General features: G+C 67.3%; 11 protein-coding genes. 5 read left to right on the forward strand and 6 right to left on the reverse strand.

The annotated features are described in order from the left end of the window. The first annotated feature begins 89 nt into the window (after positions 1–89). Positions 90–2,939 (forward strand): preprotein translocase subunit SecA, encoded by a 2,850-nt coding sequence (gene secA / locus ACIQ1T_RS08530; protein ID WP_395944110.1) that lies wholly within the window; start codon positions 90–92, stop codon positions 2,937–2,939. A gap of 93 nt (positions 2,940–3,032) precedes the next feature. Here the strand turns inward: secA and hemW are convergent, their stop codons facing one another. Together hemW and rdgB are read right to left on the reverse strand one after the other, a co-directional pair. Beyond that, on the reverse strand, positions 3,033–4,184 hold the full coding sequence (gene hemW, locus ACIQ1T_RS08535) for a radical SAM family heme chaperone HemW (RefSeq protein WP_395944265.1): 1,152 nt from the start codon (positions 4,182–4,184) through the stop codon (positions 3,033–3,035). A gap of 1 nt (position 4,185) precedes the next feature. Further along, the gene (gene rdgB / locus ACIQ1T_RS08540) at positions 4,186–4,800 is read right to left on the reverse strand and encodes an RdgB/HAM1 family non-canonical purine NTP pyrophosphatase (RefSeq protein ID WP_395944111.1); all 615 of its coding nucleotides are present in this window, start codon (positions 4,798–4,800) and stop codon (positions 4,186–4,188) included. A 463-nt stretch (positions 4,801–5,263) separates the two neighbouring features. Here rdgB and ACIQ1T_RS08545 point away from each other — a divergent pair, with 463 nt between their 5' ends. Genes ACIQ1T_RS08545 through ACIQ1T_RS08555 form a run of 3 tightly spaced genes read left to right on the forward strand, consistent with a single transcriptional unit; the run spans position 5,264 to position 6,725 of the window. Next, positions 5,264–5,881 carry a DUF2975 domain-containing protein gene (locus ACIQ1T_RS08545; protein WP_395944112.1) on the forward strand — a complete coding sequence of 206 codons (618 nt, stop codon included), beginning with the start codon at positions 5,264–5,266 and terminating at the stop codon, positions 5,879–5,881. A gap of 23 nt (positions 5,882–5,904) precedes the next feature. Beyond that, the gene (locus tag ACIQ1T_RS08550) at positions 5,905–6,144 is read left to right on the forward strand and encodes a helix-turn-helix domain-containing protein (protein ID WP_395944113.1); all 240 of its coding nucleotides are present in this window, start codon (positions 5,905–5,907) and stop codon (positions 6,142–6,144) included. Further along, the gene (locus ACIQ1T_RS08555; protein ID WP_395944114.1) at positions 6,141–6,725 is read left to right on the forward strand and encodes a Smr/MutS family protein; all 585 of its coding nucleotides are present in this window, start codon (positions 6,141–6,143) and stop codon (positions 6,723–6,725) included. Before ACIQ1T_RS08550 ends, ACIQ1T_RS08555 begins: the two co-directional genes overlap by 4 nt. A 32-nt stretch (positions 6,726–6,757) precedes the next feature. Here the strand turns inward: ACIQ1T_RS08555 and ACIQ1T_RS08560 are convergent, their stop codons facing one another. The 3 genes from ACIQ1T_RS08560 to ACIQ1T_RS08570 form a co-directional block, all read right to left on the reverse strand. Further along, positions 6,758–6,946 (reverse strand): hypothetical protein, encoded by a 189-nt coding sequence (locus ACIQ1T_RS08560; RefSeq protein ID WP_395944115.1) that lies wholly within the window; start codon positions 6,944–6,946, stop codon positions 6,758–6,760. 216 nt (positions 6,947–7,162) lie between these two features. Next, positions 7,163–7,804, reverse strand: a complete 642-nt coding sequence (locus ACIQ1T_RS08565) for a TetR/AcrR family transcriptional regulator (protein WP_395944116.1) — start codon at positions 7,802–7,804, stop codon at positions 7,163–7,165. Between the two features lie 204 nt (positions 7,805–8,008). Then, positions 8,009–9,844, reverse strand: coding sequence for a cation:proton antiporter (locus tag ACIQ1T_RS08570; RefSeq protein WP_395944117.1), 1,836 nt, complete (start codon positions 9,842–9,844; stop codon positions 8,009–8,011). 155 nt (positions 9,845–9,999) lie between these two features. Here ACIQ1T_RS08570 and ACIQ1T_RS08575 point away from each other — a divergent pair, with 155 nt between their 5' ends. Continuing rightward, positions 10,000–12,123, forward strand: coding sequence for a M13 family metallopeptidase (locus tag ACIQ1T_RS08575; RefSeq protein ID WP_395944118.1), 2,124 nt, complete (start codon positions 10,000–10,002; stop codon positions 12,121–12,123). A gap of 357 nt (positions 12,124–12,480) precedes the next feature. Here the strand turns inward: ACIQ1T_RS08575 and hisS are convergent, their stop codons facing one another. After that, entirely contained in the window at positions 12,481–13,971 is a 1,491-nt protein-coding gene (gene hisS / locus ACIQ1T_RS08580; protein WP_395944119.1) for a histidine--tRNA ligase, read from the reverse strand. Positions 13,972–13,998: the final 27 nt, after the last annotated feature.

Consider the following 13,998-nt stretch of genomic DNA (forward strand, 5'->3'; position numbering starts at 1 on the left):
GGCCCCTCTCGCGGCGTCCGTATCGCCGCCCCTCACGGGATTTCAGAGCCGCTCAGCTCGCAGACGCTCGACCGCTTACCGGATCCAATATGCTCGGCTTCGCCAAGAAACTTTTCGGCTCTTCCAACGACCGCAAGGTCAAGGCCTTCCAGGACCACGCCCAGCGCATCAATGCGCTGGAGCCCAAGTTCGCCGCCCTGTCCGACGACGAACTGCGAATGATGACCGACGCCTTCCGCGACCGGCTGGCGAACGGCGAGACGCTGGAGAAGATCCTGCCCGAAGCCTTCGCCGTGGTGCGCGAGGCCTCCAAGCGGGTGCTGGGCCAGCGTCAGTACGACGTGCAGCTGGCCGGCGGCATGATCCTGAACGAGGGCGGCATCGCCGAGATGCGGACCGGCGAGGGCAAGACCCTGGTCGCCGTGGCCCCGGTCTATCTGAACGCCCTGCCCGGCAAGGGCGTCCACGTCATCACCGTCAACGACTATCTGGCCCGCCGCGATGCGGAGACCATGGGCAAGGTCTATCGCTTCCTGGGCCTGGAAGTCGGCGTCATCGTCAACGGCCTGAGCCAGGGCCAACGCCAGGCGGCCTACAACGCCGACGTCACCTACGGCACCAACAACGAATTCGGCTTCGACTATCTGCGCGACAATCTGGTCTATGACCGGCGCGAGATGGTGCAGCGTCCGCACAATTTCGCCATCGTCGACGAGGTCGACTCCATCCTGATCGACGAGGCGCGCACGCCCCTGATCATCTCGGGTCCGACCGAGGACCGTTCGGACCTGTACAAAATCCTCGACGGCCTGATCAAGGAACTGATCAAGGACAAGGACACCTTCGAACTCGACGAAAAGCAGAAACAGGTCCTGCTGACCGAGCTGGGTTCGGAGCGGATGGAAGAGGCCCTGGAGGCCGGCGGGCATTTCGCCGCCGACACCACCGGCCTGTATGACGCCGCCAACATCAGCCTGGTCCACCACTCCAACCAGGCCCTGCGCGCCAACACCCTGTATCAGCGCGACAAGGACTATATCATCAAGGGCGGCGAGATCGTCCTGATCGACGAATTCACCGGCCGCATGATGACCGGCCGCCGCCTGTCGGAAGGCCTTCACCAGGCCATCGAGGCCAAGGAAGACGTCAAGATCCAGCCCGAGAACCAGACCCTGGCCTCGGTGACGATCCAGAACTATTTCCGCCTCTACGAGAAGCTGTCGGGCATGACCGGCACGGCCGCGACCGAGGCCCAGGAGTTCGGCGACATCTACAAGATGGAGGTGCTGGAGGTGCCGACCAACCGGCCGATCCAGCGCAAGGACTACGACGACGAGGTCTATCGGACCCACGCCGAGAAGAACCAGGCCATCGCCCGCCAGATCGCCGAATGCCACCTCGCCGGTCAGCCGATCCTGGTCGGCACCGTGTCGATCGAGCGTTCGGAACAGCTGTCGGACCTGCTGAACCGTTACGAACACAAGGTCGAGGTCTCGCGCGAACTCAAGAAGGAGTTCGTCGGCAAGGCCAAGGAGGCCGAAAAGCTCGGCGACGCCGCCTATGACATCACCTACGAGACGAAGCTGCGCGGCATCCCGCACTCGGTCCTGAACGCGCGCCAGCACGAACAGGAGGCCTATATCGTCGCCGACGCCGGCCTGCCGGGCGTGGTGACCATCGCCACCAACATGGCCGGCCGCGGCACCGACATCCAGCTCGGGGGCAACCTCGAAATGAAGATGCAGAAATGGCTGCTGGAACAGCGCAACATGGCTGTCGAAGTGACCCATGAGGCCGAGATCGCCAAGGAGGCCGAGTTCAAGGCCGAGATCGCCGTCCAGAAGAAGATCGCCCTGGACGCCGGCGGCCTGTTCGTCCTGGGCACCGAACGCCACGAGAGCCGCCGGATCGACAACCAGCTGCGCGGCCGCACCGGCCGTCAGGGCGACCCCGGCACCTCGAAATTCTACCTGTCCTGCGAAGACGACCTGCTGCGGATTTTCGCCGGCGACCGTCTGGACTCGATCATGAAGACCTTCGGCGTGGCTGAAGGCGAGGCCATCACCCACCCCTGGCTGAACCGCGCCATCGAGACCGCCCAGAAGCGCGTCGAGACCCGCAACTACGACATCCGCAAGAACCTGCTGAAATACGACGACGTCGTGAACGACCAGCGCAAGGCCGTGTTCGAGCAGCGCCAGGAGTTCATGGACTCCGAGGATCTGTCGGAACTGGTCGGCGACTTCCGCCGCGACGTGGTGTCCGACCTGGTCGAACGCTACATGCCGCCCAAGGCCTATGCCGAACAGTGGGACATCGACGGCCTGGACGAGCGGGTCCGCACGACCCTGGGCCTGGAGCTGCCGCTGCACGACTGGGCCGCCGAGGAAGGCGTGTCGAACGAGGAGATCGAGGAGCGGCTGCTGGCCGCCGCCGACGCCCGCGCCGCCGAACGCCTGGAACAGATCGGCGCCGAACAGACGCGCGGTCTGGAAAAGCAGTTCATGCTGCAGATGATCGACATGCAGTGGCGCGAGCACCTGGTCCATCTGGACCACCTGCGCGGCGTCATCGGCCTGCGCGGCTATGGCCAGCGCGACCCGCTGAACGAGTACAAGACCGAGGCCTTCTCCCTGTTCGAGAGCCTGCTCTACGACCTGCGCCACAACGTCACCCGCTGGCTGATGACGGTCGAATTCCGCTTCCAGCCGCCGCCGGAACTGCCCGAGTTCCAGGAAATCCACCTGAACCCCGGCACCGGCGAGAACGAGATGGCCAATCCGTCGGCCCAGAACCCGGAAGGGACTCTGATCGGCGACGACCGTTCCAAACTGCCGGTCGACGCCCTGCCGGCCAACTGGGAAGTCACCGGCCGCAACTCGCCCTGCCCCTGCGGCTCGGGCCGCAAGTTCAAACACTGCCACGGAGCGCTGGTCTAAGCGCCCCGAACTCAACAATGGGGGCGCTGGTCTAAGCGCCACGCACCGCTAAACGACGAACGGCCCCGGGTTTCGATCCGGGGTCGTTTTCGTTCAGGTCAGCAGAGCCTTCAGCACCCCGTCCAGCACCGGCCGCCCGGCCGGTGTGGCGACCAGCCGCCCGTCCTCGACCGTCAGGAAACCGTCCGCGATCAGGTCCGCCGTCGCCCCGGCGGCCGGCGACAGACCCAGATGCGCCAGCAAAGCGACCGGCGCGCCCTCGACGGTGCGCAGGCCCAGCAGCAGCCGCTCCTCAGCCGCGCCGACGGCGTCCAGCCCCTCCCGCTCCGCCCAGGGAGTCCCCGCCCCGACCCCGGCGACATAGTCGGCGATGCGACGATGGGCGACGGTCGCCGTCCGCGTCCCGTCCAGGGTCAGCCGCCCATGGGCGCCCGGCCCCAGGCCCAGATAGTCGCCGCCACGCCAGACGTGCAGATTGTGGCTCGAGCGGGCGGCCACGCCCCGCGCATGGTTGGACACCTCATAGGCGTCGAAACCGGCGGCCTGCAGCACATCCTGCGTCGTCTCGTAGAGGGCGGCGGCCCTATCCTCGTCCGGCGGGGTCAGTCGGCCGCGCGCGAAGGCCCGGCCGAAGGCGGTCGTCGGCTCTATGGTCAGCTGATAGGGCGAGACGTGCTCGAACCCCATGTCTAGGGCCGTGCGCAGCTCCGCCGCCCAGTCGTCCGGCGTCTGGTCCGGGCGGGCGTAGATCAGGTCGATGGACAGGCGCGAGAAGGCCTGCCCGGCCAGACCGACCGCACGTCGCGCCTCGGCCGCCGAATGATCGCGGCCGAGGAAGCGCAGACTGTCGTCGTCCAGGGCCTGCACCCCCATCGACAGCCGGTTGATCCCCGCCTCGGCCAGGGCGGCGAAGCGGGACGACTCGGCGTCGGTCGGATTGGCCTCCAGCGAGACCTCGATCTCTCCCCGAGGCGGAAACAGCCCCCGCGCCGTCTCGACGATCCGGGCCACGGCCTCGGGCGCCATCAGCGAGGGCGTGCCCCCGCCGAAGAAGATCGAGGCCAGACGGCGCGGTCCCGCCAGCATCGCCTGGGCGCGCAGATCGGCCAGGATCGCCTCGACCAGCCCCGCCTGCTCCTCGCCGCGCCCCCGGTCGCGCACGACGTTGAAGTCGCAATAGGGGCAGATGCGCGAACAATAGGGCCAGTGGACGTAGAGGCCGACGTCCGATCCCGGATCGAGCAGATCAGTCAATCAGGGCGGCCCGCAGCTTGGCGAAGGCGCGGGTGCGGTGGCTGATCGCCTCCTTCTCGGCCGGGTCCATCTCGCCGAAAGTCCTGTCTCCGCCCTCCGGAATGAAGATGGGGTCGTAGCCGAAGCCCCGATCACCGCGCGGCGGGAAGACCAGTTCGCCCTTCACGATCCCCTCGACCACCACGCACGGCCCATCGGGCCAGGCCACGGCGAGCGCGGAGGTGAACCAGGCCGACCGATCGCCAGCCGTATTGGGCGCCCCGATCTCCTCCAGTCGCTCCTCGACCTTCTTCATCGCCATGGCGAAATCCTTGCCCGGCCCCGCCCAGCGCGCGGAGAAGATGCCCGGCGCCCCGTCCAGGGCCGTGACCGACATCCCCGAATCGTCGGCCAGCGACACCTCGCCCGACAGTTCCGCAGCATGGCGCGCCTTCAGCATGGCGTTGCCGACGAAAGTGGTCTCGGTCTCGTCCGGCTCGGGCAGATTCAACTGTCCGGCGGTGAGGATCTCGTAATCTTCACCAAGAAGGGCGGCGATCTCGGGGACCTTGCCGGGGTTGTGGGTGGCGGCGACGATCCGCATCCCCTTGATAAGCTTGAGATTCATCGACGATCACGTCCCTGAAACAGTCTATTGCCAAAGTTTAATATCGTTAAACGATATGTAACGTGCTTTTCCGTACCGCACGGCCTATCTATTGATCGTCAGGAACGGGGCCGCACCGTTCAGGACTTCCGGAAAAACCGGAATGATCGTGCGGGTTACAAAACCAACGGGCGATAATCGTCCAAACAAAACGACGGAGAAATACGATGCATACGATGAACACCTCGCTGTGGCTGGACAAGGTCGGCGCCGCTTTCGTCAACACGGTTCTGATCGCCGCCCTGCCGACCGCCCTGGTCGCCATCCTGGTCCAAGCCCTCTGATCGGCCCAAAGTCCACCCCTGTATCGATCACGAGAGCTTTGACGACCTTGAAGACAACCGCGATGTATAGCGTCACGCGCGGGTTCGCCGGACCCCGCGTGGCCATCGCGCCCTCGCCCCCGGCCTGAGACTTCTCGACCATGCGCCTGCCGACGCCGCGAAATCCATTCAAGCGAGGCGAGGCGCGCATTTCGAACCGACCCGGGCCGAACTGGCTCGGCGCGGTCAAGACGATGGGGCCGGGTTCGGTCTCCAGCGTCCTGAAGGTGGCTCTTGATGTCGCCTATGTTCTGCTCTGGCTGATCACCGGCGTTCTGCTGCTGCTGGTGATCGCCGCGATCTTCATCCCCCTGGACAATGTGAACATCACCGTGAGCGGCGATTCCGGCGGCCGACAGCTGCCGTTGACACGCCTGCTCCTGCTGTTCGGCCTGGGCGTGGCCACCGCCTATTTCGGCGGCTTCATGCTGATCCTGCGCAGCCTGCGCCGCATCTTCCGCACCCTGACCATGGGCGACCCCTTCCACCCCGACAATGTGCGCCGCCTGCGCCAGATCGGCCTGACCCTGGCGGTGGTGACCGGCGGCGTCTGGCTGGCCCAGGGCTATGTCGCCACCCGCCTGGCGCCGGGCGTCATGGACCCGCAGGGCCTGGGCGAGCTGCTGACCCCGATCTTCTCCGTCCTGATCGTCTTCGTCCTGGCGGAGGTGTTCCGCGAGGGTGCGCGCCTGCGCCGCGAATCCGAACTGACGATCTGAGCCGTTTCCAGTAGGACTACCCCATGGCCATCCGCGTCCAGCTCGATCGCGTTCTCGTCGAACGCCGCATGTCCCTGACCGAGCTGGCGGACCGCGTGGGCGTCACCGTGGCCAATCTGTCGATCCTGAAGACGGGCAAGGCGCGTGCGGTGCGTTTCTCGACCCTGGACGCCCTGTGCCGCGAACTGGACTGCCAGCCCGGCGACCTGCTGATCCACGAGCCCGGTCCGGCCGAGGCCTATGAGGACGACGAGGGCGGATGAAGCGGAAAGGCCCCGGCCGCGACGAGAACGGGCTAACGCCCGAGGACCGTCGCATCTGGACCCGGATCACCGGCACGGTCGTCGCGCCCCGCACCCGCAAGGCCGCGCGGGTCACACCCGGCGCCGAGGCCCCGGCCCATATCGTCGTGGCTCAACCGGCCGATCCCCGGCCTCTGGCCAAGCCCTCGCCCGCCCGCACCACGGCCGTCGCCAAACCGGTCGAACCCCGCCCCATCGGCAGCCGCCCAAAGCCGGCTCCCGAGGATCTGGAACCGCGCCGCAAACAGCGGCTGTCGCGCGAACGCGACCCCATCGAGGCGCGCATCGACTTGCACGGCTTCGGCCGGTTCGAGGCCGAGGATCAGCTCAAGGGCTTTCTGACATCCTGCCAGGCGCGCGGGATGCGGGCGGTCCTGGTCATCACCGGCCAGGGCCGGATGGGCGGCGGGGTGATCCGCTCGGCCTTTGCGGAATGGATGCAGTCGCCCGCCCTGCGCGGCGTGGTGTCCGGCTTCACGGTCGCTCACCAGAGGCACGGCGGCAACGGCGCCTTCTACGTCACCCTGAAACGCCGCGCCTGACTGCGGTCCGAATATCGAAGCCGGAACGACGTCTAGTCGCTGCTGCGATCCAGCACCGCCAGCAGGCGCCGGCCGCGATAGACCAGGGCCTCCGACGCATCCTTGCGCCCCAGCAGAAGCCGCAGGGCCGCCGCGCGCGCGTCCTCGTCGTCGGTCGCTCCGACCGGTTCGAAACTGGGCACCGACCGGCCGTCGATTTCGAGATAGATTTGGTATTCCATGCAATTCACCCCCGTGAGGCGAAAGCGTGCGGCCATATCCGCCGACTTCTTCCAGTCGCGACCGCCGAAAAACCCTGGCCGCGATGGATGTGAGAATGACTCTCGTCCGCCGCAATTCATAGTCCGGCGCCGGACACAAGGCCAAATAAAGCCAAGGCCCGCGCCGATCAAACGGACGCGAGCCTTGAACTTCTGAAAATTAGTCTTCCGAGTCCGTTACTTGGCGGACAGGGCTCCGGCCAGGATCACGTCGATCTGCTTGCCCATATGGTCGGACAGGGCCTGGGCGTCCCACTCGTCATAGGCGGCGCGGCGATAGTTCGACAGATAGGAGTCCCAGATCAGCTCGACCAGCAGGCGGATTTCGGCGTCCTGCTTCAGCTCGCCCTTGGCGACGGCCTCCTGCAGGATGTCGCCGATGGCCAGCAGCAGGTTCTTGGTGGCGGCGCGGGCGCGCATCTCGGCGGCCAGGGGCTGGAACCACGAACGAGCGACGATGGCCTGGAACAGCGGCAGCTGGTCCAGAGACGAATGATAGCCGGCGCTGAGAGCGCCCAGCAGACGCTGGCGAACCGGCTCGCCCTCGGGGGCGCCGGCCTCGACCACTTCGGCGAGACGCGACATGTCCTCGGTCAGGACCGCCTCGAACAATTCGGCCTTGTCCTGGAAGTTGGCGAAGACCGCCCCGGTCGACATGCCCGCGCCCTTGGCGATGTCGCGGATGGTGGCGGGCTCGTAGCCGCGCTCGGCGAACAGGCTGCGGGCGGCGTCCAGAACCTTCTGGCGGGTCCGGACCTTGGCGGCCTGGCGGCGGTTCAGACGGGGGGCGGCGTCGGCCGAGAGAACGGAATCGGTCATGAAATCAGGCTATACTCTACGCAATTTTCGGACGCCCAGACGGGATCCGAAGTTGACTTAAGGTGAAGCACTTAGGCCCGCGGGGAGAGACGTTCTGACCCTGCACCCGCTACCTGCGCGATACTTAGGCAAGGCTTGCATCACGGAACCATGACGAAAATGGGTCGCCCGCATAATCCTTGGGGATAGGGCGCCGATCTAAGCTTAACCGCTATCGTTACCTGTCCTATTCTGGGACATTCTCAACGCCCGGGTGGTTCTACCACGTCTTTCCACGGGAATTGCGGCCTGGAAGGTCTTGCGGAACTGGTCCCGTTTCTCGTGGATCGAGGCCAGGACCAGGCCCATGGGCACGCCCAGATCCACCAGGGTGTTTTCGGCCAGCTGCAGGCTGGCCTCCGTCGTCTCGGGCACGGCGTCGGTGACCCCCAGCCCGTACAGTCGGGCCGCGTGCTGGTCGTCCCGGGCGCGGGCGATCAGGATCAGGTCGTCGCGCAGGGCCCGCGCCGTGGTCACCACCTCGTCGACCTTGGTCGGCGCATCCATGGTCACGATCAGGGCGCGGGTCGAGCGGACGCCGCAATGCAGCAGCATCTCGCCCCGTCCCGCGTCGCCATAGAAGACGTCGAACCCGTCGCGCCGCCCGGCGGCGACAGCGGCCGCATCGGTGTCCAGGGCGATGAAGGTCTGACCGTGTTCCTTCAGCAGTTCGCCGATCAGCCGCCCGACCCGGCCGAAGCCGACGATGATGACGGCGCCGTCCGCCGCCTCCGGCGGGGCCGCGCCCTCGGGCGTCGTGGGGCGATCCGGCGCCTTGCGCCGCGACAATCTCTGGCCCAGAGCCGCCAGCAGCGGCACCGAGAAGATGCTCAGGGTCGCCGACAGGGCGACCGTGGTGGTCAGGCCGGCGGGGGCGATCCCCTCGACCATGCCGGTGGCGAAGACGACGAAGGCGAACTCGCCCGCCGGGGCCAGCACCAGGGCCGTCTCCAGCGCCGGCCGCGCGCCCAGCCCCCAGAGCCGCGCCAGGCCGAAGATCACCGCCGTCTTCAGCACGGTGATGGCCAGGGCCAGACCGAAGACGAAGACCGGATCGGCGGCGACCGCGCCCAGGTCCAGACCCAGACCGACCCCGACGAAGAAGACCCCCAGCAGCAGACCCTTGAACGGTTCGATCGAGACCTCGACCTCGCGCCGGAACTCGGTCTCGGCCAGCAGCACCCCGGCGACCAGGGCGCCGATGCTCATCGACAGGCCGCTGGCCTGGGCCGCCAGGCCGGCGCCGACCACGACCAGCAGGCTGGCGGCCACGAACAGTTCACCGCCCTGATCCGCCTTGCGCGCGCGCGCCACCGACCGGAACATCGGCCGCAGCACCACCCGCCCCAGCAGGACCAGCAGGCCCAGACCGATGGCGGCCGGGACCAGGGTGAACAGCGACCGGCCCAGAACCGCCGGGTCCAGCGCCCCGCCCGCCTGGGCCAGGGCCGCCATGACGCTGACGGTGATCAGGATGGGGGCGACGGACAGGTCCTGGGCCAGCAGGACCGCGAAGGTCGAGCGCCCCACGGTTCCCTTCAACCGCCCGCTCTCGGCCAGAACCGGCATGACCACCGCCGTCGAGGACAGGGCTAGGCCCATGCCCAGCACGGCGGCGCTGACCAGGGTCTGGCCCATCAGCAGGAACAGTCCCGACAGGACCAGGGTGCAGATCACCACCTGCATCAGCCCCAGGCCGAACACCAGCCGCCGCATGGCCCGGAGCCGTTCCCATGACAGCTCCAGCCCGATCATGAACAGCAGGAAGGCGACGCCCAGTTCGGACAGCTGGGCCAACTGGGCGGGATCGCTGATGGTGAAATAGGACAGCCACGGCAGGGCGCCCGAGAACCGGGCCAGCCCGTCCGGCCCCAGCAGCACCCCGGCCGCCAGAAAACCCAGCACCGGACTGATCTTCAGTCGATTGACCAGGGGCACGATGACCCCGGCTGCGGCCAGGAACACCACCAGATCCTTGTAGTCGCCGCCGTGCCCGTGCATCCGCCCTCCGTGTCGATTGCATCTGACCCGATCCGCCCGCCTGTGGCGAGACGTCGCGGCCGTTTCATGAATTTTTTTTAAGGCGACAGCCCCCGCCTCGGGTCTAGGGTCCGCGCCGACCCGCCCATTTCGGGGGCGGAGCCTAGGATCCAGTGATGAAAAGACTGCTTATCGGCGCCGCCGTCGGCGCCCTTCTGCTGCCCGCCAGCGCCGCCTTCGCCCAGGACGTCGACCACGACCATGCCTGCATCGACGAGACCTGCTCCATCGTTTCACTCTTCTCGGGCCAGGAGACCGCCAGCGGCTTCCAGGGCACCGTGGCGCCGAAATACGGAACCTGGGGCTTCGACCTGAACGGCCGCGACACCTCGGTGAAGCCGGGCGACGACTTCTTCCGCTACGCCAACGGCGCGGCCTTCGACAAACTGGTCATCCCGTCCGACCGCACCAGCTACGGCTCCTTCGCCCTGCTGCGCGAACTGTCGGACAACCGGATGAAGGAACTGGTGACCAGTCTCGCCGCCCGCACCGACCTGGCCGCCGGCTCGGACGAGGCCAAGGTGGCCGACGCCTACCGCTCCTACATCGACCAGGGCCGCGTCGATCAACTGGACGCCCAGCCGCTGCAGCCCTATCTGGCCGCCATCCGCGCCGCCGACAGCCATGAGAAGATGGCCGTCTATATGGGCCAGACCTCGGGCCGCTTCGGCGCCTCCTTCTTCGGCACCGGCATCACCATCGACGCCAAACAGCCGACCCGATACGCCGTCTCGACCGGCCAGTCGGGCATCGGCCTGCCGAACCGCGACTATTATCTGGACGCCCGCTACGCCGACAAGAAAGAGAAGTATCAGGCCTATGTCGGCCAGATGCTGGAGATGATCGGCTGGGCGAACCCGACCGAGACGGCCGCCCAGATCGTGGCCCTGGAAACCAGGATCGCCGAGGCCCACTGGACCCCGGTCGAGAACCGCAACCGCGACCGGACCTACAACGAATACACCATCGCCCGTCTGATCCAGGACGCGCCGGGCTTCGACTGGCAGGCCTATTATGACTCCGCCGAACTGGGCGGCGTGCCGCGCCTGATCGTGCGTCAGGACACGGCCCTGCCGAAGATCGCCGCCCTCTACGCCGAGACCCCGGTCGAACTGCTGCAGGCGTGGGAAGCCTTCCACACCGCCGACGACATGGCGCCCCTGCTGTCGCAACGCTTCTCGGACGCCCAGTGGGGCTTCCGCTCGCGCGATCTGTCGGGCCAGCCCGAACAGCGCACCCGCGAGAAGCGCGCCATCTCCTTCGCCGAAGGTTCGCTGGGCGAAGCCACGGGCCGTCTCTACGTCGCCCAGTATTTCCCGGCCGAATCCAAGGCCAAGATGGAAGAACTGGTCGCCAATCTGCGCACCGCCCTGTCGCACCGGATCGACAACCTGACCTGGATGGGCGCCGAGACCAAGGCGGCGGCCCAGGAGAAGCTGCGCAAATTCACCGTCAAGATCGGCTATCCGGACAAGTGGCGCGACTATTCGGGCCTCGACATCCGCGCCGACGACCTGGTCGGCAACGCCGAGCGCCGGGGCCTGTTCGAATGGAACTACGACCTGTCGCGCCTGAACGAGCCGGTCGACAAGTCCGAGTGGGGCATGACCCCGCAGACGGTCAACGCCTATTACAACTCGGCCAATAACGAGATCGTCTTCCCGGCCGCCATCCTGCAGCCGCCCTTCTTCGATCCGAACGGCGATCCGGCGGTCAACTACGGCGGCATCGGCGGCGTGATCGGCCACGAGATCGGCCACGGCTTCGACGACCAGGGCTCCAAGTCCGACGGCGACGGCGTGCTGCGCAACTGGTGGACGCCCGAGGACAAGGCCAACTTCGAGGCCCTGACCGCCCGCCTGGGCGCCCAGTACGACACCTACGAGCCCCTGCCCGGCTATCACATCCAGGGCGGTCTCACGATGGGCGAGAACATCGGCGACGCCTCCGGCGTGGCCGTGGGCCTGGAAGCCTATCACCTGTCGCTGAACGGCCAGCCCGCCCCGGTGCTGGACGGCGTGACGGGCGACCAGCGCTTCTTCTACGGCTGGGCCCAGGTCTGGCAGTCGAAGTATCGCGACGAGGCCCTGAAACAGCAGGTCGCCACCGACCCGCACTCGGCCGCCCAGTTCCGCGTCATCGGCCCGCTGCGCAACTCGGACGCCTGGTACGACGCCTTCGACGTCCAGCCCGGCACGAAATACTATCTGAAGCCGGAAGACCGCGTCCGCATCTGGTAAGGCGACGCTTCGTCGATAGGGTTAAAGGCCGGGGTTCGCCCCGGCCTTTTTCTTGACCGAAGCGCGAGAGGCCGCAAGGCGGGCGAACGACAGCGACAAAGTCCGTGAGCGCCTGGGTTCCAGGCGCGAAAAAGCCCGCTGCGGGGGATACATCGCAGCGGGCTTTCGCGCTCTTTAAAGAGCGGACGTTTCCTCCCCGAAACGCCTTCGAGTGCTGCGCGCTTGAGCAACGCTTGCCCTCGAGTGAGTTCATTTGGACCGAGGCCCCCGTGGCCGTCAACGGCCTTTTCAACACCAATCGAACTTTCTTCGACTTATCGCTGATAACCGATACCAGAAAGGGTTATTTATCGACGGTTATTCGATAATGGAACGAATGGCCGCGACCAGTCCTGCACGGCCGATCTTCATCTGCCCGGGGCGCTCGGCCTTCCAGGCGTCATTGTCGGTGATGGCGGCGGCGGCGGCGCGGCCGGCGTCCAGATCCTTGATGGTGACCTCCCCGGCGGCGATCTCGTCTCCACCCAGAATGACCACGGCGGGCGCGCCGCGTCGGTCGGCGTATTTCATCTGCGCCTTCATCCCCGCCCGCCCCAGATAGAGTTCCGCCGCGATCCCGGCGGCGCGCAGTTCGGCGACGGCCTCGAGGTAATGGGTCATGTCGTCCTCCGAGAAGACGATGACCACCACGGGCCCCCGCACGGCGTCTTCTGCGCCCCGTCCGGCCGCGCGCAGGGCCGAGGCCAGGCGCGAGACGCCGAAGGAGAAGCCGGTCGCCGGCACGCTCTGTCCGGTGAAGCGGGCGACCAGATCGTCGTAGCGGCCGCCGCCGCCGATCGAGCCGAAGCGGACCGGGCGGCCCTTGTCGTCGACGGTGTCCAGCAGCAGTTCGGCTTCGAAGACCGCGCCGGTGTAGTATTCGAGGCCGCGCACGATGGTCGGATCAAATTTTACGGCGTCCTGCCCCACCTTCATGGCGCTCAGCGCCCGGTCGATGGCCGCCAGTTCGTTCAGCGCCGCCTCGCCCGCCACGCCCAGATCACCCGACCGCGCCACCGCGTCCAGGGTCTCGGCCCGGGTGAGGCCAGGAGTGTTGGCCGAGGCCAGGAAGGCCTCGATGGCGGCCGTCACCTTGGCGGGCAGATTGGCGCCCTTGGTGTAGTCGCCGGACTCGTCGAGACGCCCCTCGCCCAGCAGCTGAACCACGCCGTCCCAGCCCAGCCGGTCGAACTTGTCGATGGCGCGCAGCGCCGTCAGCCGCTGACCGGCCTCGGTCACGCCGCCGGCGTCGAACAGGCCGTCGAACAGTTTGCGGTTGGAGACGCGGATCTGGGCCTGACCGGCGTCCAGACCCGCGCCCGCCAGACCTTCGCACGCCATGGCGATGATCTCGGCGTCGGCCTCGGGCCGGTCCGAGCCGACCGTGTCGGCGTCGCACTGCCAGAATTCTCGGAATCTACCGGGACCGGGCTTCTCGTTGCGCCAGACCGGGCCATAGGCGTAGCGGCGGAACGGCTTGGGCAGGGTTTCCCAGGTCTGGGCCGCGAACCGGGCCAGGGGCGCCGTGTGGTCGTAACGCAGGGCCGTCCATTCGCCCGGCTCATCCGAACCGGCGTCGTCCTGAAGCGCGAAGACGCCCTCGTTGGGGCGGTCGGCGTCAGGCAGGAATTTGCCCAGGGCGTCGGCGTATTCGAAGGCCGGCGTCTCCAGCGGCTCGAAGCCCCAGCGTTCATAGACCTCGGACACGCGCGCCACGATGCGGCGTTCAGCGGTCAGGTCGCGGCCGCGCTTGTCGGCGAAGCCGCGCGGATTACGGGCGAGCGGGCGGATGGGGGCGTCGGAGGTCATGGCGGGCGCTTAAGCCAAGGGGCGGAT

The organism is Brevundimonas sp., assembly GCF_044336875.1.
GTDB lineage: Bacteria > Pseudomonadota > Alphaproteobacteria > Caulobacterales > Caulobacteraceae > Brevundimonas.